Below are 19,464 nucleotides of genomic sequence, written 5' to 3'. Positions count from 1 at the left end.
GGGCTGTCAGTCCGGGACCACGACCCGCATCGGCAGCACGCGCTCGCGATGGTGCTCCTCGTGCAGGTCACGTCTGCGCGCGTGCAGCAGCTGCGCGAGCGTGACGACGCCGAGCACCTTTTCCGGGTCTTCGCGGTCCACCACCCTGGCGCGGGTGACGTGGCCGAGCGCGAGCTTGTTGGCAACCTCGCGCAGCGTCTCGTCGGGGAACGCGGTGACGCGCGCGGGCGCGGCCGGCCCCGGCGTCATCACCTCGTGCACGAAGAACGTCTCCAACGGGTCGGTCGTGTACTCGCGCGTGAGGTGCAGGCGCCGCCGCGCGATCTTCTCCGTGAGCACGGAACGCTTGAGCAGCAACACGGACAACGCGTACGCCGACACCGAGGCGACCACGAGCGGCAGCAGGTAGCTCCACGCGTGGGTGAGCTCGAGCGTGAAGACGATGCCGGTCAGCGGCGAGCGCATCACGCCACCGACCACGGCGGCCAGACCGCACGTCGCCCAGAACCCGGCTGCGACGTGCGGCAGCAGCGCCCCCTCGGCCGCACCCAGCGCGGCGCCGATCATGAACACCGGCGCCAGCACGCCGCCGGACGTGCCGGAGCCCAGTGACAGGGCCCAGATCAGCGTCTTGACCACGAGGATGCCCACGATCAGCTGCGTGGTGGCCTGGCCGGTGAGCAGCTGGTCGATCACGTCGTACCCCACGCCCAGCGCGTGCGGCTCGACCAGCCCACCCGCGCCGATGATCAGGCCACCGATCGCGGGCCACCACATCCAGTGCACGGGCACGCGCGCGAACAGGTCCTCGGCGAAGTAGACGAGCGCCGTCGCCCCGATGGCCAGCAGGCCGCCGGTGATGCCGGGGATCAGCGCCAGCCCGTCGGCCAGCGGCCCGGTGCTCTGCGGCGCCTGCACCCCGAACACCGGCCCGGTGCCGAGGAGGTAGCCCCTCAGTACGGTGCTCACCGCGACGGCCCCCGCGACCGGCACGAGGCTGCGCGGGCGCCACTCGAACAGCAGCAGCTCCACCGCCAGCAGGATCGAGGCGAGCGGCGCGTTGAACGTCGCCGCCATGCCACCCGCTGACCCGGCAACGAGCAACGTTTTGCGCTCGTCCGCACTGAGTTTCAGCAGCTGCGCGAGGATCGATCCGACGGCGCCGCCGGTCATGATGATCGGCCCCTCGGCCCCGAACGGTCCCCCCGTCCCGATGCTCACCGCCGCCGATACGGGCTTGAGCAACGCCACCCGCGGCGCCACGCGGCTCTCGCCCGTGAGGATGGCCTCGATCGCCTCGGGCATGCCGTGGCCACGGATTTTTTCCGAGCCGTACCGCGCCATCACGCCGATCACGAGCCCGCCGACGACCGGCGCGGCCAACACGAGCCACCACGGGTGGTGCACCGCACCCGGCGCCACCAGGTCCGTGGCGACGCGCTGGTAGAAGACGAGATTGGTGATCAACCCGATCAGCTTCAGCAACGCGAACGCCGCCACCGCGCTCGCCGCCCCCACGAACAGCGCGAACGCCGTGATCAGCAACATCCGCGGCCGCACACTGAAGTCCCCCAGGTGCGCCGCCCGCCCCGGCGCGCTCACAGCCGCCCCGGCCCGGCCGACGGCACCAGCGGCGCCTTCTCCGCTGCCGCCAGCAAGTCCTCGACGCTTGCCGCTGCTTGCTGACGTTGCTTCGGATCGAGCTGCCCCAACAACTCCCCGAGCGCCTCGTGCCTGCGCGCGAGCACGTCATCCACCACAGCCTGCCCCGCCTTCGTGACCTCAACCGTGACGACGGTGCGCCGGTGCTCGTCCTCCCCGCGCCGCACATAGCCGTGCGCCTCGAGCTTGTCCGCCAACCGCGTCACCGACGACGCGTTCACGCCCATCGCCGCCGCCAACCGCGAACACGGCACCCGCCCCACACTTGCCAACACGACCAGCAACCTCACCTGCGGAAACGTCACCCCCCGCGGCGCGGCGTGCGCACTGTCCCACGCCACCGCCACGAGCACCCGCGTCAGCCGCTCCAGGCGATCGAGATCGGAATCTTGCATAGGGCAAAACTTGCTATAGGCAAGGTCTTGAGGTCAAGAGAGTCCGCGCGTGGCCCGTGTCACCCACCGGAACACACCAGGTGAACGACCTGCCCGACCCCGAAGATCTCGTGCCGCCGCCCGCTGGCCCTGAACCCCACACGCCGATACAACGCGAGCGCCCGCTCATTGGCGACACCGGTCCACAACTGCAGCCGGCTCTGCCCCCTACCCGCAGCGCACGCTTTCAGCACACCCAGCAACGCCGCGCCCACTCCCGCACCCCAGCGCTCCGGCCGCACGAACACCATCGAGACGTGACACAACCCCGGCTCCACCGGCCCCCGCCCGTCCTCCGCCCGCCCCGCCTCGGCCAACACCATCCCGACGACGCACCCGCCCTCCACCGCCACGAGCACCAGCGCTTCAGGATCCGCCAACTTCTCCCGCACCCGCTCCACCCGCTCCGCCCCAGGCACCTTGCCGCGCGCAACATTGGCCGCACGCCAACACTCCCGCGCCTCTTCAAGCTCAGCGACAGTCACTGCGACCCGAACTTCGACCATGGCCTCATCGACTCCACGTCCCATCAGCACCTCCCACCGCAACCCGACCACACCCCACCGCTGCCCATCACACAACGCCGGCCGGCGCCGCCCTTGCCACCCCTCAACCCCCACCCGGCAACACAACTCACCCCCCCACCCACCCCTCACCGCACCCTTCCCCCGGCCGGCCCCCGATGTCTTTCCAAAACGCGGTCTGACAATCAAAAATCGGGGTGCCCACCACCCACCAATCGGGCGCAATGGTGTGCGCAGCACGCCGAGCCGCCACCCGCTTCCCCCAAAGCCCCTAAACTCGACCACCGGCGACGCGGGAGGTGAGCCCGGTGGAGAACCACCCCTTCCGGGGCAACCCCGGAACGCACCACATCACCCGATCACAGCGCCCCACGCGAGGGCGGCACGCTGCGCGTACAAGACCGCGCGGATGAACGGAGAAAGAGTCACCCCCGCGTCGCCGACCAACCCAGCCAACCCAGCCGAGCACACAAAGCCGTTCGGCCCCCAAGAACCATCCCTCCTAGACCCCCTCCCCCCAATCTGGCGCTGGCAAGTCCCCCACTGGCCCACCTTCGAATCCTGCGCCGCAGCCCTGGACCTCACCCCAGGCGAACTCTCCTGGTTCTCCGACCCCCGCCTCTGGAACGACCGCGCCAACCGCACCCTCCGCCACTACCACCACCACTGGATCCCCACCTCCACCGGCGGCCTCCGCCTCATCGAACGCCCCAAACCGCGCCTGGCGGAACTCCAACGGCGCATCCGCCGGCACGTCCTCACCGCCCTCCCGGTCCACGACGCCGCCCACGGCTTCCACCCCGGCCGCTCCATCCTCACGTGCGCGCAACCCCACGCGGGCCAGGACAAAGTCATCCGCATGGACCTCGAGCACTTCTTCCCCACCGTCTCCGCCCGCCGGATCCGCTCACTGCTCGAACTGGCCGGCTACCCACCCGCCGTCGCCCAGGCTCTGGCCGGAATCCTCACCACGACCACGCCACCGGACGTCCTCAAAAACGCACCCAGAAAAGTCCGCGACCAACTCAAAAAACCGCACCTCCCGCAAGGTGCACCCTCATCCCCCGCCGTCGCGAACGCCGTCACCAACCGCCTCGACCGAAGGCTCTCGGGCCTGGCACAAAAACTCGGCGCGAACTACACCCGCTACGCCGACGACCTCGCCTTCTCCGGCGAAGCCACCCTCCCCCTCCACCGCCTGCTCCCCGGCGTCCGCCGAATCGTCGAAGACGAAGGCTTCCGCCTGCGCGACGACAAAACCTCCGTCGCAGCCAAGCACCAGCGCCAGCGCGTGGCCGGCCTCGTCGTCAACACCAAACCCGCGGCCCAGCGCACCTACTACGACGACCTCCGCGCCACTCTCCACAACTGCGCGACAACCGGCCCCCAGGCGCAGAACCACGCCGGCCACCCCGATTTCCGGGCCCACCTGCGAGGCCGCATCGCCTGGATCTCCGCGACGAGCGCGCCCCGAGGTGCCAAGCTGAAAGAGCTCTTCGACCGAATCGATTGGAGCTGACTGTGGAAAACGACAACGTGTTCGACGTCCTCGCCGCCCTGGACCGGCTACCCGACACGGCCGACACGATGCTGGTCGACGAGTACTTCGTGGACAAACCCACGGCCAGCGCGCGGATCTTCCGCATCTACCGCGAGCTGCCGCTGCACTACCACACGGAATGCGACGAGCACCTCTACGTGCTCAGCGGCCGCGGCACGTTCCACCTCGACGGCGAAGAGTTCGAAGCCCGCCCGGGCCTGCTGCTGCACTTCGAGAAGACCAAGGTCCACGGCTTCCCGCGGATCGGCGAGCACCCACTCGTGGTGCTGTCGGTGGACGTGCCGAGGCGGCGCCCGGACGACGTGGTCTTCGTGGACCCGTCGCAGGGCGACGCCGGCACGTTCATGGCGCGCAACGCGCCGGAACCACCGCGCTAGGCAGGCGTCACGCCAGCAGCGGGCAGAGGGTCCGCTCAAGCTCGGCCCACGAACCGACCGGCGCCGCGCCGGGGTCGACGTCGCGCGCCTGGATGTCGCCGGCGCGCTGCGCCAGGTCGAAGCGGTTCTCGCGCCACGCGTAGGCCAGCAGGTCGTCGTACTGCGTGCGGGGCAGCCAGCCCTGCTCGCGCCCGACCTCGAGCCGCATCAGGTGGAACACGAGCTCGACGCTGCCCGGGTCCAGACCACGCAACCGTCGCGCGAACCCCTGTGCCGCGTCGAGGTTGCCCTCCTGGAAGGCCGTGTAGGCCAGGAAAAGCGCCGTCGCGGCCATCACGTCGGAACGGTGCAGGCCACCTTCGGCCGCGAGGTGCTCGGCGATCCGGAAGCTGCGGCCTCCCTCACCGAAACCCCCGTCGGACTCCACCGCCTCGGCCAGCGCACGCTGCTGGCGCGTGAGGTAGTCGTCCGCTAAATCCACCCTGCTTGCATTCATCATCGAAACCCCTCCCCTCAGCCGAGCTTTCACCCGACTGCTCCTCTGCACAAGATGTTACGGCGGAGTGGCAGATACATCGAATGCCCCAACGCCTTCCTCCGTTAGAAGGTTGGGGAGTCACGAAGTGTGCTCAGAGGCCCGTGATTTGGCCCCTCCGGCCGACCGGATGGGGTAACTTCGGGCAAGATCAAAGCGAGCGAGGGCACCATCCCGGACGAAACGTTCACTTCCGCCGAAGTGGTCATCTCGCTGGTCGGTTGCAAGATCGGTCCTCTTCGGAACGCACAGATGGTTCGCAGGGGCAACGAAAATTCCCCATCCGACCCGGAGTCCTCCGTGGACTCGCCCGGCTACCGTGCAGTAATGACGACCACGGTGTTCCGCAGCGGCCGCGTCTTCACCGCCGACGCCGCGGGCACGATCTGCTCGGCCGTCGCCGTGTCCGGCGGCCGGATCGTCGCCGTCGGCGGCGACCGCACGGTGGAGCCGTTCCTGCGCGAAGCCGACGACGTCGTCGACCTCGCCGGCGGACTCCTGCTGCCGGGTTTCGGCGACGCCCATGTGCACCCCGTGCTGGGCGGGCTCGAACGGATCCGCTGCGACCTTTCGGGCGCCGCGACCGCCGACGCGTACGCACGCATCATCGGCGAATACGCCCGCGCCCACCCCGACCGGGAATGGGTCCTCGGCGGCGGCTGGGCCATGGAAGCGTTCCCCGGCGGCCGCCCGCACCGCGCCGCGCTCGACGCCGTCGTCGGCGATCGCCCGGTGCTGCTCCCCAACCGCGACCACCACTCCAGCTGGGTCAGCACGGCCGCCCTCACCCGAGCCGGGATCGACCGCGACACCCCCGACCCGGTCGACGGCCGCATCGAACGCGACGCCGACGGCGAACCCACCGGGCTCCTCCACGAAGGCGCCGCCGACCTCGTCGCCCGCGTCGCACCGGCCGACACGCAGGAAGACCTCGACGCCGCCCTCGCCGAAGCCCAGCGCTACCTGCACTCCTGCGGTGTCACGAACTGGCAGGACGCCTGGGTGGCCGTGCCGGGCGAAGGGCCGAACGTCCACGAGTCCTACGTGCGCGCCGACGCCGCCGGCACGCTGACCGCGAAGGTCACCGGCGCGCTGTGGTGGGACCGCTCGTGCCCGCCGGAAGCCGTCGCGGACCAGGTCGCACGCCTCGCCGAGATCCGCGCTGCCACGGCGGCGCGGTGCCGCAACTACCGCACGCCGTCGGTGAAGGTGATGCAGGACGGCGTGGTCGAGACGTTCACCGCCGCCATGCTCGAGCCCTACCTCGACGCCCACGGCCACCCGACCGGCGACCGCGGCCTCGGTTTCCTCGACCCCGCCCTGCTCCGCGCCGTCACCACCGCCCTCGACGCCGCCGGCTTCCAGGTCCACTTCCACGCGATCGGCGACCGCGCGGTCCGCGACGTCCTCGACGCGCTCGAAGCGGCCATCGCCGACAACGGCACGTCCGACCGCCGCCACCACCTCGCCCACCTGCAGGTGGTGCACCCGTCCGACGTCGCGCGCTTCCACCGCCTCGGCGCCACGGCCAACCTGCAGGCGCTGTGGGCCGCGCACGAACCGCAGATGGACGAGCTCACGCTGCCCTTCCTCGGCTATCCCCGCGCCGCCTGGCAGTACCCGTTCGGCGATCTCTTGCGCACCGGCGCCGCGCTCGCGATGGGCAGCGACTGGCCGGTCAGCAGCCCCGACCCGCTGGCCGCGATCCACGTCGCCGTGAACCGCGTCCTGCCGGGCGCGACCACTCCGCCCTTGGGTCCGGAACAAGCGTTACCGCTCGCGACCGCGTTGCGCGCCTACACCGCGGGCAGCGCCGCGGTGAACCACCTCGACGACATCGCGGGCGCGCTCACCGTCGGAAAGGCCGCCGACCTGGTGGTTCTCGACCGCGACCCGTTCGACGGACCGCGCCAGGGAATCGGCGCGACGCGGGTGGTCCGGACGTACGTGGCCGGAACCGAGGTCTATCGGGCCTAGACTGCGCAGCCGGAGCTGTCGTTCTACCCAGGGTGAACCTGTTGCACCGAACGGGTGACAACCGCCGCTGCCGCGTCTGAGCTGCGGCCAAACGGGTTAGCCCGACGCCACCCGACTCCGCCAGAGGAGAGCCCGATGCCGATCCGCGTGCTGATCAGCCACGAGAGCACCGCGATTCCCTGCGAGAAGTGTGGTTACCCCACGTTGCACGTCGCCCACCTCGTGACCCCCGAAGGCCAGTGCATCGGCCAAAAGCTCGTGTGCACGCTGTGCCGAGACCGGGAAAGCCAGGAGCGGGAGACGCCCGAGAAGCAGCAGCTCTCCGCCGGCTGAGGTCAGGCCACTTCTCCGCGCCGGCTGTCCGCCGTGTGCAGCCCCAGCATGTCCAGCAGCAGCGCGCAGTCGTCGCCGTTGCGCGAGTTCGACGCCACGGCGAGAGTCGCCTTGCGGCGCACTTTTTCCTGGTGCGCCAGGTTTTCCTCGGTCATGAGGTCCGCGGCCGGGTGCAGCCCGGCGCTGATGTCACGCATGCCTGTTCTCCCCGAAGTGCAAAATCCCTTCCGTTGCAGATCTACCCGGGTGCGCGCGGGGTGAAACGCGATCAGAGCCAGTCGCGGCGCTTGAACGACGCGTAGAGGCCTACCGAGAGCAGCACAATGGCCACTGTGGACACCCAGAACCCGGACGTGGCCTGGAATCCCGGGTACGGCACGTTCTGCCCGTAGAAGCCGGTGACCGCCGTGGGCACCGCGATGATCGCCGCCCAGCTCGTGACCTTCTTCATGATGGTGTTGAGCCGGTTGCCCTGCAGGTTCAGCTGCGTCTCGCGCACGGTCGCCACCAGGTCGCGCAACGACTCCGTCCACTCCGACGCGCGCAGCACGTGGTCGTAGACGTCCTGGAAGTACGGCATCATCACGCTGTCGACCAGGTGCTGGTCGCGGCGCATCACCGTGTTCACGACCTCGCGCATCGGCAGCACCACACGGCGCAGCGCCGTGAGGCTCTTGCGCAGCCGGAACGAGCGCCGTTGCAGCTCACGCTGGTCGGGCCGCTCGTCGAAGACCAGGTCCTCCAGCGCTTCGATCTGGTCGTCGAGCGCCTGGACGCTGTCGAAGTGCCCGTCGACGATGTAGTCGAGCAGGCCATGCAGCAGGAACGCGACGCCGGACTTCGCGAGATCGGCCGAGGAGTCCCACCGCTGCGCCACGGCTTCGATGTCGAACCCGTCGTCCTTGCGCACGGTCACGAGCGCCTGCTTCGTGACGAACGCGGCGAGCTCCGATTTCGCGACCATGCCGGTGTCGACATCGAAGTGCGCCGAGTACGCGATGAGGAAGGAATGCGTGTCGTAGCGGTCGAACTTGGGCCGCTGGTGTTCCTCGGCCGCGTCCTCGACGGCCAGCGCGTGCAGGCCGAGCTCTTCGGAGATCGAGGCGAGGTCGTCTTCGGTCGGCTCGCAGAAGTCGAGCCAGACGGTGGTGGCCGGGTCCTGCAGGTAGTCGGAGACCTGCTCGACCGGGAAGTTCTCTTCGACCAGCACGCCGTCGCGGTAGACCCGCGTGTGCGCCACGCCGTGCCACCTTCCGCCGGGGGTTGAACGTTTCGCCGAAAAGTACCCGCCGGCGACCTCCGCCGAACCCGCCCGGCTTCCACCGAAGGTGTTGTGTGGCTGGCGTCACCACGCCGGCTGCGGCACTGTTCACGCCGTGCGATCAGCCCGAGATCCCCGCCACCCCGCCCGCACCGCGCTGGTGGGGCTCACGGTGCTGGTGCTCGGCATCGTCACCGCGCTCAACGCCCGGAACCTGCCCGTGCTCGGCGACGGCACCACGTACGTCGCCGAGTTCACCGAAGCCGCCGGGCTGCAGAACGGCAACGACGTGCGCATCGCCGGCGTGGCGGTCGGGCGCGTGTCCGCCGTGACGCTCGACGGCGCTCGCGTGCGGGTGTCGTTCAAGGTCAAGGACGCGTGGCTCGGCAACAGCACCACTGCCGCCATCAAGCTGAAAACGGTGCTGGGCCAGAAATATCTCGCGCTCGACCCGGTGGGTGCCGGCTCGCTCGACCCGGACGTGCCGATCTCGAGCTCACGCACCACCGTGCCCTACGACGCGCTCGACGCGTTCCGCGATCTCTCGGCCACCGTCGACCACATCGACACGACGCGGCTCGCGCACAGCTTCGACACGCTCGCCACGACGTTCGCCGACACTCCCGCCGACGTCCGGACCGCGCTCGGCGGACTCTCCCGCCTGTCGGACACCATCGCCTCCCGCGACGCGCAGCTGACCGCGCTGCTGGCCAACACCCGCACCGTGTCCTCGACGCTCGTCGACCGCGACGCGCAAGTGCGGCGCCTGCTCGCCGACGGCAACCTCCTGCTCGACGAGGTGGCCCGCCGCGAGTCCGCCATCTCCACCCTGCTCGACGGCTCGCGGCGCCTCGCCACCCAGCTGTCCGGCCTCGTCGCCGACAACGACCACACCCTCGCGCCGACACTCGCCGGCCTCGACCAGCTCACGTCCTTGTTGCAGCGCAACCAGGATTCCCTCGCCCACGGTGTGAAAGCGCTTGCCCCGCTCCTGCGCCTCGGCACCAACCTCGCGGGCAACGGCCACTGGATCGACGGGTACCTGTGCGGTCTGGTCCTGCCGTCGATCGGGCCGCTGAACGAGCAGGGCTGCCACCCGCGTTAGGGCGTGATCTTCCGCAAGCCTTTCGATCCTGTCCGAAAAGGTCGACGGGAAAGGGAAAACGCCGGACCCGCCCTCGAGAACAGGCGAATCCGGCGTTTCTCGCGGCAAGCGTCAGGCTTGGTCCGCGGACACCTCGTCCTGTGAGGGAGCCTCGTACCCCGGCACGTGCGTGATCCGCACCGTCACCTGGTTGTCGTTGTACGTATAGGCCTCGTACGTGAACTCGACGCCCGTCTTCTCGATGTGTTCCATCCACGCGCGGTACTCGTGGCGCTTCCAGCCGGGAAAGTTGAAGAACTCGTCGAAGTGCACGATGCTGCCCGGGCGCAGGCGCGGGCCGACGTTGTCGAGCACGGTTTTCGCGGAGCTGTAGAGGTCGCCGTCCACGTGGAGGAAATCGACGTGACCCGGGTGCTTCTCCAGGAATCCGGGGAGGCTGTCGTTGAAGAGGCCGACGACGAGTTCCGCACCGGGGACGTCCGGCAGGTCCTCGCGGGCGAAGGCGCCGGCGGGCATGCCGTTGAGCCACGCCTCGGGCAGGCCTTCGAAGGAGTCGAAGCCGTAGACCTCGACGCCGCCGCGCGCAGCGGCGATGGTGCGCAGTGTGTTGCCTGACGCGACGCCGAACTCGAGCGCCATCCCACCCTTCGGGGCCAGGGACAACGCGAACTTCAGCGTCTCGGGCGGGCTGCCGAAGTGGCGGGCGCCGATGAGGTTCTCGCGGGCGAAGACGTTGCTCTCGAGCGCCGCGTCCTGGTCGCCGGCGTACACGATGTCGCGGCGGCTGCGGATTTCGAACTCCACCACCCGGTCGAGCAACCGGTCACCCTGGCGGACGATCTCCTCGCGGAGCTCGTCGCGGATCTGGTTCAACTGTTCGGTGTACGGGTCATGCAGGCGGGTGGCTACCCGGCGCAGCACCAGGCCGGCTTTCCGCCGCAGCGCCCCGCCCAAAGTCTTTGCGGTGAAACGATCTTGGTGCGGCTGGTTCATCCCGGGACGATATACAACAACCGGGCACTCTATCGAGGCGGCCGGTTTACCAGCCGGTAACGGCAAGCGTCCACTGTGTACCGATCAGCGGACGAGGTGGCTGCCCGTGGCCCGAACGTCACCCGCCGCACCCCTACGGGCAGCTTGCCCGAAACCCCCAGGGCCGATCATGGGATGGTGGCGACCATGACGACACGAATGTGGTGGGCCTGGCAGACGGTCCGCTCGGCCGCGATCGCGTATCGCACCGGGCGCAGACGGGCCCGCGACTGAGACCGACGCCAGCGGGGCACCCGCCGGCGCTTCAGCGTTCCGGTGAGTCCCCGCCCTGCTCGGCCAGGAAGCGTTCGAACTGCGAACCGAGCTCCTCGGCCGTCGGCATGTGCTCCTGCGACTCGGCCAGCAGGCTGTCGCGGCCCGAGGCTTCGACGAACGTGTCGTACTGGCGCTCCAGCGCGCGCACGACGTCGGCGACCTCGTCGGACTCGGCGACCTGGCGGTCGATCTCGGCGGTGGCAACCTGCGCGGCCACGCGCAGCTCACCGTCGGGCAGGTGCAGGCCGGTTGCGCGCTCGACGGACTCCAGCACCAGCAGCGCTGCCGACGGGTAGGCCGACTGCGCGAGGTAGTGGGGCACGTGGGCGGCGAAGCCCATCGCGTCGTGACCCCACTCGCCGAGGCGGTACTCCAGCAGCGCGGAAACGCTCCCGGGCACCTGCATGCGGTTGGGCAGCGGCTGGTGGTCGCCGCCGATGAGGCTCTCGCGCGTGGCGTGGGCCGTGACGCCGAGCGGACGGGTGTGCGGGGCGCCCATCGGGATGCCGTGGAAACCGACGGTCAGGCGCACGCCCCAGCGCTCCACCAGGCTTTTCACGGCGGTGGCGAAGCGCTCCCACTCGTGGTCGGGCTCGGGGCCGGACAGCAGCAGGAACGGCACGCCGTCGGTGTCGTGCAGGAGGCGAACGGCCAGCTCAGGGGCCTCGTAGTCCTCCCAGTGGTCCACCGCGTAGGTCATCGGCGGGCGCCGGGAGCGGTAGTCGATGAGGCGGTCGACGTCGAAGCGCGCGATCACGCGGTTCTCGACCTCGTTCGTCAGGTGGTCGGTGACGAGCCTGCCGGTGGAGCCCGCGTCCATGAAACCGTCGAAGAAGTGCAGGAGCACGGCTCCGTCCAGGTCGGGGACGTCCGAGTCCACCTCGTACAGTTCCTCGGGATCGAATCCCACCGGAATCCTCCTGCTGCTCGCTGTCGTGCACAGACGTACTGTGTTGTTCGTTGGCGATCCGACCACAGTCACGGCCGAAACCGCCCGCACGCCCGGTGACGTCACCTTGGGCATCCGCCTACTTTTGGTCGGATCGCCAACGGGTTTCAACGCGACATCACCGCGAATCCATCCCGCCCGCGGCGGAAATAGTAACGCCACGCACTCACCGGGGCCCCGGATCGGGGCACAGTGACACTTGTCGTGGCCACGGTCACCGCGGTTCAGGCACGCTGAGCAGGTGACCGCACAAGAACTGAGCCTCAGCCTTCGGCCACCCGAGCATCGGGTGAGCCGCAAGGCGATCGGCCACTGGACGGCGTCGGCCGCGATCGCCTGGCTCGTCGTGATCGGCGTGCAGGCGGTGGTGGTGGCCACGAGCGACGACCCGCCGTCGTGGCTCTCGGTGACGCTCGTGCTCTGCTGCGTGCTCGGGCCGCTGCACCTGCTCGTGATGCCGCAGTGGCGCTACCGCGTGCACCGGTGGGAGGTCACCTCCGACGCCGTGTACACGCAGTCGGGCTGGCTCAAGCAGGAGTGGCGGATCGCGCCGATTTCGAGGATCCAGACCGTGGACATCGAGCGCGGCCCGCTGGAACAGCTGTTCGGGCTGGCCCGGATCACGGTGACCACGGCGTCGGCCGCGGGGCCGCTGCGGATCTCCGGCCTCGACCACGACCGCGCCGTGGCGCTGGCCGACGAACTGACGCGCACCACGCAGGCCGTGCGCGGGGACGCCACGTGAGCGCGGCGTTGCCGGCGACCACGCAGGCGTACGAAGGCACAGCGGAAGCACCTTGGCACCGGCTCGACCTGCGAATGCTGCTGATCCGGCCGGTGCTCGACCTCGTGCGGTCGCTGCCGGTGCTCGTCGGGGCGCTCGTGCTGGGCTCCGGCAACAGCTGGCAGTGGATCGGGCTCGCGTTCACGGCGTTGACGATCGCCACCGGCATCTCGCACTGCCTCACCTCGCGCTACCGCGTCACCGCGACGCAGGTGGAATGGCGCACCGGGCTGCTGCTGCGCAAGCAGCGGGCGGTGCCGCGCGACCGGATCCGCACCGTCGACGTGGTGTCGGAGCCGAAGCACCGCCTGTTCTCCCTGGCCGCGGTGCGGATCGGCACCGGGCGGCATTCGCACGGGAAGGGCCCGGGCAAGGACGAACTGGTGCTCGACGCCGTCACGCGCGAGGAGGCGCAACGGCTGCGGACCCTGCTACTGCACCGGAAAACGGTGCCGGCCGACGTCGTGGCGCCGCCGGAGCAGCTGGTGGCGGCCGTCGACCGGAAGTGGCTGCGGTACGCGCCGTTCACGCTGTCCGGGATCGCCGTGGTGGGGGCGATGCTCGGCACCGTCTACCACTTCGCGCACGAGCTGAACCTCGACCCGGTGCGCTACGGGCCACTGCGCGAGCTGGCCGATCGCGTGACGCAGGAACCCCTGTGGCTCACCGTGGTCACGGCGGCGATCGGCCTGCTGCTGCTCGTGTCGGTGCTTTCGGTGGGCGGCTACGTGCTGTCGTTCTGGAATTTCCGCCTCACGCGCGAGCCTGGCGGCACGCTGCACATCCGGCGGGGGCTCATCACCACGCGGTCGGTGTCGATCGAGGAGGACCGGCTGCGCGGCGTCGAGCTGAAGGAACCGTTGCCGCTGCGGATCGCGGGCGGCGCGAAGTGCGTAGCGGTGGCCGCGGGCCTGCGCGAAGGCAAGGGCGCCGACAAGGGCGGCGGGCTGCTGCTGCCGCCCGCGCCGCTGGGACGCGCGCAGGAGGTGGCGGGCGAGGTGCTGGGCGAGGACGTGGCTCGCGCGGCGCTCGTGCGGCACCCGCGGCAGGCGTTGAACCGGCGGATCACGCGGGCGTTGACGAGCGTGCTGGTGCCGGCGGCGGCGCTGTTCGGGCTGGCGTGGGCCGGCGCGTTGCCGGACTGGCCGTGGCAGCTCGCGCTGGTGCTGGTGCCGTTCGCGGTGCTGGTGGGCTGGGACCGTTACCGCACGCTGGGCCACGCGCTGGCCGGCCGCTACCTCGTCACGCGCTCGGGTTCGCTGGCTCGCACGACGGTCGCGGTGCGGCGCGACGGGCTGACCGGGATCGTCGTCGAACGCTCGTGGTTCCAGCGGCGCGCCGGGCTCGTCACGGTGGTCGCGCCGATCGCGGCGGGACGCGGCCGCTACCACGTGGTGGACGTCGGAGAAAGCGCCGGACTGGCACTGGCCGACGCGACGGTGCCGGGGTTGCTCACGCCGTTCCTGGTCACCGGGAAACGGGCCGAATAGCCGACCGTGATCATTCCGGTGAATTCGCCGCGCGCGATTGTTCCGGCCATGTGGTAATTTACTGACCTGTCGTGTTCGCGAGTCGGGTCGCAGACCACGAAGAGGATTCGAATGCCGCCTTCCGAAGAAAGCTCCGCGGGCCCGCGCCGAACGGCAGGCACAAGCAGTTCGCGCAAGGTTCTGCAGGTGCTGCTCGCGTTCTCCGAGCACCGGTGGGAAGCGAGCGTCGCGGAGCTGGCCGAGGTGATCGGCAGCCCGGTCGCCACGACTTATCGCTACGTGCAGTTACTGAAGGAACTTCAGCTGCTCGAAGAGGCCCGCTCGGGCCGCTACCACGTGACCAGCCAGGTGATGCCGCTCGCGCGCGCCGCGCGGCTGGCCAACGACGTCGCCCGGATCGCCCGCCCGACCATGGAGGAAGCGTCGCGCGAGCTCGGCGAGACGATCTTGCTGTTCCAGCACTTCGGTGACCTGGCCGTATGCACCGATCGGGTCGAATGCGACCGCGCCATGCGGTTCACGTTCCAGCCCGGGCACTCGATCCCGCTCGGCGCGGGCGCGACCGGCAAAATGCTGCTCGCGCTGCTGCCCGACGGCGAACGCGAGCAGCGCGTCGCGGAGATCGCGCGCGAACACGGGATCGAGGTGCGCGAGGAGCTGAAGCTCGCCCTGGCGAACCGCTACGCGCAGAGCTGGGGCGAGATCGAAGACGGTGTGTGGGCGTGTTCGGTGCCGGTGGAAACGGGGCGGACGCGGCCGAGCGTGCTCTCGCTCGTCGGGCCCGCCGCGCGCATCAGCGACGCCGCCCGGGCCGAGGCGATCAGCGCGTTGCAGGTGTATGCAGAGCGCATCAAGAAAGCAGTTTCGTCGTATTCGGTGTAGCGGGTAGGAATGGGGGATGATCCGGCTCGCCACTGCTGTTGACCTGCCGCTGCTGGGTGAGCTCGAACGCGCGGCCGGGGAGCCGTTCCGCGACCTGGGGATGGCGGCCGTCGCGGATGACGAACCGTTTTCGGTGGCGGAGCTGCAGCCGTACCAGGTCGACGGGCGGTGCTGGGTGGTGGATGTCTCGGGTGTCGTGGCGGGGTATCTGGTGGCGGACGTCGTGGACGGCAATGGTCACGTCGAGCAGGTGTCGGTGCTGCCGTCTTTCGCGCGCCGGGGGCTGGGACGGCAGCTGATCGAGACGGCCGCCGCTTGGGCTGGTGCCCGTGGTCTGCCGGCACTGACTTTGACGACTTTTCGTTACGTGCCGTGGAACGCTCCGTACTACGCGCGGCTGGGCTTCCGGGAGCTTCTCGAGTCATCGTGGGGACCCTCGCTGCGCACCATCCGCGAGCACGAGGCGGCGCTCGGGCTGGACCACTGGCCGCGTCTCGCGATGATTCGCTGACCAGCGGTGTTACCCCTCCGGGGGACATACGTCGCCCACGAGGGGGACCCGATTTGCGGGCGCCTTCGAACACGTGTTCTACTGGTCGGGCCGGCCCCGGAGGGGGAAGCTCCGCGGGCCGGCACTCTCGGTTTTCAGCGTTTGGAGGCAGCGTGGCAGTCAAGATCACCCACCTCACCAACGGCCAGCAGGTGCGCTTCGCCAACGCCGACGGCGCCCGCCGCTACGCCGAAATCATGGGCGGCGGCGTGGACAAGTGGGCGTTCACCGACGTGCCGGGCGAGTCCGAGCTGCCGAAAATGTCGGGGTCGGTCGTTAATGTCCCGGTATGGCGTATGACTTCCAGGTGACCGTGGACTCCGCGGAACCACACACCCAGGCCGACTGGTGGGCCGAGACGCTCGGCTGGGCTGTCGAACCCAGCGACGAGGCCTTCATCCGCGAGATGATCGCCAAGGGCTACGCGTCGGAGGACGAGACCACGGTGCACCGCGGCGCCCTGGTCTGGCGCTCGGGCGCCGCGATCTCACACCCGGAGACGTCGCGGCGGGTCTTGTTCCAGGAGGTGCCGGAGGGCAAGACGGTGAAAAACCGCCTCCACTTCGACGTCCGCGTCGGCGACTCGGAGAACATGGAGGAGGAGTTCGCCAAACTGCAGGCCAGGGGTGCGACGTTCCTGCACCGGGGGTCCCAGGGGCCGAACCGCTGGATCACACTGGCGGACCCGGAAGGCAACGAATTCTGCATCGGCTGACGGTCTGGCTGGCTTCTTTCGGGAACATCCCGGCCACCTTGGCCCTACCCACCTCTGGCCTCGGCTCGGCTCGGCTGGCGCGGGGCAGCCGAGCCTTCGCGGTAACCGCGCCCTTGCCACGCGGACCGCCCTTGCCACTCCGCGCGGAACTTGCCACTCCACACCGGTCCACGCCACCCCGCGCGGCGCCATGCCTTCTGGCGCGCGCCATGCCATCTCGCGCAGCGCCTCGCCAACCTGCACAGCACCTCGCCACTCGGACCGCCCAAGCCATCCCGCGCGGGCACATGCCGCTCCACGCCGGCCCATGCCACTCCGCACTGCACCTCGCCACCTCACGCCGCACATCGCCACAGCGACGGCACATGCCAAGCGCACTGCACTTGCCACCGCCTCGGCACCACACCCAGGCCGACTGGTGGGCCAAAACGCTCGACTGGGCCGTGGAACCCAGCGACGAGGCCTTCATCCGCGATGATGATCGCGAAGGCTACGCATCAGACTCCGACACTGGTGCACCGCGGCACCCTGGTCTGGCGCGAAGGCGCGGCGATCTCCCACCCGGAGACGTCACGCCGCGTCCTGTTCGAGCTCGTACCTGAAGGCAGAGAAGACGTCACCACCGCCTCCCTGCCGACCACCCGATCGGGACGTTTGAGGACGCACGCTGCGGCCATCCAGCATGCGATCAACAATTTTCGAATAGACGCTATTTCGGAAATCAGGACTTAGCTTCAGGTGTCCCGTGAGGCCACACGCAGGGAGAACTGACTCCAATACTCAGGCGACCGAGGACGTTTCCAGTCGTCGTGGCGGTAAGGCTCATAAGGTAGCCTTCTTTACTGCTCGCGTTGACGAAATGCTTATTTAGCCAGGTATCGGCGCGGACCGACCAACCATTGTCGGACCACCATTTCACAAGCTTCCCATAGTAGTCGTTGTTGTGCGCACGATCCGGCCCGTCAACCCAGTAGGTTATTCCGACGCTGAACTGACCGGTCTCATGATCGAAATTGTCCGTGCATGGCATCGGCTGGAGTGGCAGCTCAGTTAGCTTATATCCCGCAGGGAAGGAAGCCGCCGCTGCAGCATGCACGAAATTCAGCACGCTTTGCTGAGCTTGCTCGGCCGACTGGGTGGTTTGCATGGGCGCGCCTCCACAGGAAATCGAGGTGAACAGCAACACTCCAAAGACGGCGAGCAAGAGCAGTCGTGGAGATTTTCGTACGGTCTTGTTCATCATGGCTTGTTCCCGGCGATGATCTTGCCCATGGCGGCGAGTGAGTCTGAATCCCTGTTCCAGTAGTCACTGTGAGAGGTGAGAGGGTTGCCGGGGTTGGAATCGAATCGTTGCCCGCCGAACCATCCGGTGGTGGGGTCGGGGCCGAGGGGGTCGATTCCGTCGGCCATGGGGTTGTCGAAGTTGGTGGCGATGGGGATGGGGTCGGTGGGCGCTTTGGTGGAGTAGATGTGCTGGCCGACTTGGTCTTGTGGCATGCCGTCGAGGTGGAGTTGGCTGGCGTGTTCAACGCCGACGCCGGGGCTGGCGACCATGACGACGTTGTTGGCGGGCAGGCCGAGGTCACGGGCGGTTTGCCCGACGACGGTCGTGCCGTAGCTGTGGCCGATGACGGTGGTGTTCATCGGCCCCTGGTGCGCAGCTCCGAGCCCGTCTTGGAAGTGCCGGAGCGAGGGTTCGGCCTTGTCTGCGAAACTGGTGCTGGCCGCGTCCGGGATGATGCTCTGCGGCGCGTCATACCCCACCCAGGTGATCACGGATGTAGACGGCGACCCCATTTGGGTCGCCGTGTGCATCATCGAATCCGATCGGTAAATATCCGTAGACATGCCGTCGTTGAGTCCGGCGGTGGTGCCGGGGACGTAAGTAGCGACGTTGACCGCATGGTCGGGGTTGCCGATGGCGACGATGGCCTGCCCGGAATTGGCAGGGTTGATGCCGAGCAAATAGGCGGGCGGCTGCCCGGGCAGGGAGTGGTCCAGGCGGCTTGTGATCTGGTCCATGCCGGTGAGTTTGCCGTTCAGCGTGTCGAGCTGTTTTTCCAGATCTTCGTACTCTTCCTGCTGCTGCGGGTCGCTGCGTTTCATTCCGTCCAACCGATGGCGGATGTCGTCCCGCTGATGTTGCAGGTCCGCATAGTCCCGGTCGAGCACGACCCGGTTCGCCCGGTCGCGATCGGTGGCGGGCAGTCCGTCCATCGCGCCGATCGCGCCGGGGCGGTCCCGGATCAGAATGTCCCGGCCGGCGTTGGAGAGGGTGGCCCACCAGGCGGCGTTCTGTGCGGGGGTCGCGTTCGGTGGCGGCTCGGGCAAGGTCAGACCGGGGTCTTTCACCCCGTCGGCGGCGGCGACGGTGGATTCATCGCCGGTGCCGAACTGGCCCGCCGCTGCCCGGTCCAGCACCGACGCCAAATCGGCGTCGATATCGTTCGCGGTGCGCAGGACCTGCGCCAGGTCGATCGTCAGTTGCGAATGGACACGGTCCCGGTCTGCCGGGTGCAGGTCGGGTGGCACCTGCTTGCCTGCGAAGGTGTCGACGACGCCACCGGCGTCGGTGATCTGATACCCGTACTTGCCGGCCAGTTCCTCGGCGTCCGCCAACGCGTGCTGAACACCCGTAATCGCATCGGATGCCTGCCCGAGCGTCTTTCCCAGGATGGACACGCCACCGGCGATCGTGTCCAGGCCACGCATCAGCGCGCGATGCTGAGCCGCCGCATTATCGGCAGCCGGTCCGCTCCACCCCTCAACCGGCAGTGTCTTCCCATGGTCGTCCCCGGAATGGACCAGCATTTGGGCCCGGACCTGCAGAACCGAGAAAATCTCCCCCAACGCGCCGGGGTTCCATCGCCTGATATCGGCCAGCGACACCATCAGCGAGGCCCCCGCATCGGCGGCGCTGCGGCCGGGAACACCCCGGCCGCAGCATGGTCACCCTGTTGGTACCGATCAGCAGCGGTGATCAGACCGTCGGCGAATCGCTGAGCCTCGGTGCACCA

21 protein-coding genes are annotated in these 19,464 nt (G+C 69.0%); 11 read left to right on the top strand and 10 right to left on the bottom strand.

Going from position 1 to position 19,464, the window contains the following annotated elements:
* Positions 1-6: 6 nt before the first annotated feature.
* Genes AB0H62_RS35045 through AB0H62_RS35035 form a run of 3 tightly spaced genes read right to left on the bottom strand, consistent with a single transcriptional unit; the run spans position 7 to position 2,626 of the window.
* The gene (locus AB0H62_RS35045) at positions 7-1,548 is read right to left on the bottom strand and encodes a chloride channel protein (RefSeq protein ID WP_220243908.1); all 1,542 of its coding nucleotides are present in this window, start codon (positions 1,546-1,548) and stop codon (positions 7-9) included.
* 50 nt (positions 1,549-1,598) lie between these two features.
* Positions 1,599-2,057, bottom strand: coding sequence for a MarR family transcriptional regulator (locus AB0H62_RS35040; RefSeq protein WP_220243909.1), 459 nt, complete (start codon positions 2,055-2,057; stop codon positions 1,599-1,601).
* Positions 2,058-2,116: 59 nt separating this feature from the next.
* Positions 2,117-2,626 (bottom strand): GNAT family N-acetyltransferase, encoded by a 510-nt coding sequence (locus AB0H62_RS35035; RefSeq protein ID WP_360590850.1) that lies wholly within the window; start codon positions 2,624-2,626, stop codon positions 2,117-2,119.
* 403 nt (positions 2,627-3,029) lie between these two features.
* Between AB0H62_RS35035 and AB0H62_RS35030 the strand changes: the two genes are divergently transcribed.
* Complete coding sequence (locus AB0H62_RS35030; RefSeq protein ID WP_360590848.1) at positions 3,030-4,139, top strand: reverse transcriptase family protein; 1,110 nt, start codon at positions 3,030-3,032, stop codon at positions 4,137-4,139.
* 2 nt (positions 4,140-4,141) lie between these two features.
* Positions 4,142-4,558, top strand: a complete 417-nt coding sequence (locus tag AB0H62_RS35025) for a cupin domain-containing protein (protein WP_220243912.1) — start codon at positions 4,142-4,144, stop codon at positions 4,556-4,558.
* 7 nt (positions 4,559-4,565) lie between these two features.
* Here the strand turns inward: AB0H62_RS35025 and AB0H62_RS35020 are convergent, their stop codons facing one another.
* Complete coding sequence (locus tag AB0H62_RS35020) at positions 4,566-5,039, bottom strand: hypothetical protein (RefSeq protein ID WP_255638422.1); 474 nt, start codon at positions 5,037-5,039, stop codon at positions 4,566-4,568.
* 381 nt (positions 5,040-5,420) lie between these two features.
* Between AB0H62_RS35020 and AB0H62_RS35015 the strand changes: the two genes are divergently transcribed.
* Together AB0H62_RS35015 and AB0H62_RS35010 are read left to right on the top strand one after the other, a co-directional pair.
* Positions 5,421-7,070 carry an amidohydrolase gene (locus AB0H62_RS35015; RefSeq protein ID WP_360590845.1) on the top strand — a complete coding sequence of 550 codons (1,650 nt, stop codon included), beginning with the start codon at positions 5,421-5,423 and terminating at the stop codon, positions 7,068-7,070.
* Positions 7,071-7,205: 135 nt separating this feature from the next.
* Positions 7,206-7,403, top strand: coding sequence for a hypothetical protein (locus AB0H62_RS35010; protein WP_220243914.1), 198 nt, complete (start codon positions 7,206-7,208; stop codon positions 7,401-7,403).
* A 2-nt stretch (positions 7,404-7,405) separates the two neighbouring features.
* Here the strand turns inward: AB0H62_RS35010 and AB0H62_RS35005 are convergent, their stop codons facing one another.
* Positions 7,406-7,600 (bottom strand): hypothetical protein, encoded by a 195-nt coding sequence (locus AB0H62_RS35005; RefSeq protein WP_220243915.1) that lies wholly within the window; start codon positions 7,598-7,600, stop codon positions 7,406-7,408.
* Between the two features lie 71 nt (positions 7,601-7,671).
* The gene (locus tag AB0H62_RS35000) at positions 7,672-8,643 is read right to left on the bottom strand and encodes a magnesium transporter CorA family protein (protein ID WP_354878008.1); all 972 of its coding nucleotides are present in this window, start codon (positions 8,641-8,643) and stop codon (positions 7,672-7,674) included.
* A 136-nt stretch (positions 8,644-8,779) separates the two neighbouring features.
* On the opposite strand from AB0H62_RS35000, the gene AB0H62_RS34995 reads away from it, so the two are divergent.
* Positions 8,780-9,769: an MCE family protein gene (locus tag AB0H62_RS34995; protein WP_360590842.1), complete on the top strand. Its 990-nt coding sequence runs from the start codon at positions 8,780-8,782 to the stop codon at positions 9,767-9,769.
* A gap of 111 nt (positions 9,770-9,880) precedes the next feature.
* Here the strand turns inward: AB0H62_RS34995 and AB0H62_RS34990 are convergent, their stop codons facing one another.
* Positions 9,881-10,762: a class I SAM-dependent methyltransferase gene (locus AB0H62_RS34990; RefSeq protein WP_360590841.1), complete on the bottom strand. Its 882-nt coding sequence runs from the start codon at positions 10,760-10,762 to the stop codon at positions 9,881-9,883.
* Between the two features lie 304 nt (positions 10,763-11,066).
* Positions 11,067-11,987: a PAC2 family protein gene (locus AB0H62_RS34985; protein ID WP_220243919.1), complete on the bottom strand. Its 921-nt coding sequence runs from the start codon at positions 11,985-11,987 to the stop codon at positions 11,067-11,069.
* Positions 11,988-12,267: 280 nt separating this feature from the next.
* Between AB0H62_RS34985 and AB0H62_RS34980 the strand changes: the two genes are divergently transcribed.
* The 6 genes from AB0H62_RS34980 to AB0H62_RS34955 all read left to right on the top strand — a co-directional run bounded on the left by AB0H62_RS34980 (position 12,268) and on the right by AB0H62_RS34955 (position 16,447).
* Positions 12,268-12,771: a PH domain-containing protein gene (locus tag AB0H62_RS34980; protein ID WP_220243920.1), complete on the top strand. Its 504-nt coding sequence runs from the start codon at positions 12,268-12,270 to the stop codon at positions 12,769-12,771.
* A 74-nt stretch (positions 12,772-12,845) separates the two neighbouring features.
* The gene (locus AB0H62_RS34975) at positions 12,846-14,300 is read left to right on the top strand and encodes a PH domain-containing protein (RefSeq protein ID WP_360590937.1); all 1,455 of its coding nucleotides are present in this window, start codon (positions 12,846-12,848) and stop codon (positions 14,298-14,300) included.
* A 186-nt stretch (positions 14,301-14,486) separates the two neighbouring features.
* Positions 14,487-15,182: an IclR family transcriptional regulator C-terminal domain-containing protein gene (locus AB0H62_RS34970; protein WP_255638423.1), complete on the top strand. Its 696-nt coding sequence runs from the start codon at positions 14,487-14,489 to the stop codon at positions 15,180-15,182.
* A gap of 16 nt (positions 15,183-15,198) precedes the next feature.
* A complete protein-coding gene (locus tag AB0H62_RS34965) occupies positions 15,199-15,693 on the top strand; it encodes a GNAT family N-acetyltransferase (protein WP_360590838.1) in 495 nt (164 codons plus the stop codon).
* Positions 15,694-15,845: 152 nt separating this feature from the next.
* The gene (locus tag AB0H62_RS34960; protein ID WP_220243923.1) at positions 15,846-16,043 is read left to right on the top strand and encodes a hypothetical protein; all 198 of its coding nucleotides are present in this window, start codon (positions 15,846-15,848) and stop codon (positions 16,041-16,043) included.
* Entirely contained in the window at positions 16,022-16,447 is a 426-nt protein-coding gene (locus AB0H62_RS34955; RefSeq protein ID WP_360590836.1) for a VOC family protein, read from the top strand. The genes AB0H62_RS34960 and AB0H62_RS34955 overlap by 22 nt, the downstream gene beginning before the upstream one ends.
* A gap of 721 nt (positions 16,448-17,168) precedes the next feature.
* On the opposite strand, the gene AB0H62_RS34950 is transcribed toward AB0H62_RS34955, so the two are convergent.
* Together AB0H62_RS34950 and AB0H62_RS34945 are read right to left on the bottom strand one after the other, a co-directional pair.
* Entirely contained in the window at positions 17,169-17,690 is a 522-nt protein-coding gene (locus tag AB0H62_RS34950) for a hypothetical protein (protein WP_360590834.1), read from the bottom strand.
* Positions 17,687-19,339, bottom strand: a complete 1,653-nt coding sequence (locus tag AB0H62_RS34945) for an alpha/beta hydrolase (protein ID WP_360590832.1) — start codon at positions 19,337-19,339, stop codon at positions 17,687-17,689. Before AB0H62_RS34945 ends, AB0H62_RS34950 begins: the two co-directional genes overlap by 4 nt.
* Between the last annotated feature and the right edge of the window lie 125 nt (positions 19,340-19,464).

Origin of the sequence: Amycolatopsis sp. NPDC050768 (genome assembly GCF_040654155.1) — a bacterium.
Taxonomy (GTDB): domain Bacteria; phylum Actinomycetota; class Actinomycetes; order Mycobacteriales; family Pseudonocardiaceae; genus Amycolatopsis.
Note: the sequence above shows the minus strand (reverse complement) of the source record. Positions and strands in the feature narration are given on the sequence as shown.

What these genes read in the sequence shown, in the direction of transcription:
- AB0H62_RS35045 (WP_220243908.1), bottom strand. Translation starts at nt 1,548, where the DNA reads ATGTTGCTGATCACGGCGTTCGCGCTGTTCGTGGGGGCGGCGAGCGCG.
- AB0H62_RS35035 (WP_360590850.1), bottom strand. Translation starts at nt 2,626, where the DNA reads ATGGGACGTGGAGTCGATGAGGCCATGGTCGAAGTTCGGGTCGCAGTG.
- AB0H62_RS34950 (WP_360590834.1), bottom strand. Translation starts at nt 17,690, where the DNA reads ATGATGAACAAGACCGTACGAAAATCTCCACGACTGCTCTTGCTCGCC.
- AB0H62_RS34945 (WP_360590832.1), bottom strand. Translation starts at nt 19,339, where the DNA reads ATGGTGTCGCTGGCCGATATCAGGCGATGGAACCCCGGCGCGTTGGGG.
- AB0H62_RS34975 (WP_360590937.1), top strand. Translation starts at nt 12,846, where the DNA reads ATGCTGCTGATCCGGCCGGTGCTCGACCTCGTGCGGTCGCTGCCGGTG.
- AB0H62_RS35040 (WP_220243909.1), bottom strand. Translation starts at nt 2,057, where the DNA reads ATGCAAGATTCCGATCTCGATCGCCTGGAGCGGCTGACGCGGGTGCTC.
- AB0H62_RS35005 (WP_220243915.1), bottom strand. Translation starts at nt 7,600, where the DNA reads ATGCGTGACATCAGCGCCGGGCTGCACCCGGCCGCGGACCTCATGACC.
- AB0H62_RS34990 (WP_360590841.1), bottom strand. Translation starts at nt 10,762, where the DNA reads ATGAACCAGCCGCACCAAGATCGTTTCACCGCAAAGACTTTGGGCGGG.
- AB0H62_RS35015 (WP_360590845.1), top strand. Translation starts at nt 5,421, where the DNA reads ATGACGACCACGGTGTTCCGCAGCGGCCGCGTCTTCACCGCCGACGCC.
- AB0H62_RS34955 (WP_360590836.1), top strand. Translation starts at nt 16,022, where the DNA reads ATGGCGTATGACTTCCAGGTGACCGTGGACTCCGCGGAACCACACACC.
- AB0H62_RS34965 (WP_360590838.1), top strand. Translation starts at nt 15,199, where the DNA reads ATGATCCGGCTCGCCACTGCTGTTGACCTGCCGCTGCTGGGTGAGCTC.
- AB0H62_RS35010 (WP_220243914.1), top strand. Translation starts at nt 7,206, where the DNA reads ATGCCGATCCGCGTGCTGATCAGCCACGAGAGCACCGCGATTCCCTGC.
- AB0H62_RS35030 (WP_360590848.1), top strand. Translation starts at nt 3,030, where the DNA reads ATGAACGGAGAAAGAGTCACCCCCGCGTCGCCGACCAACCCAGCCAAC.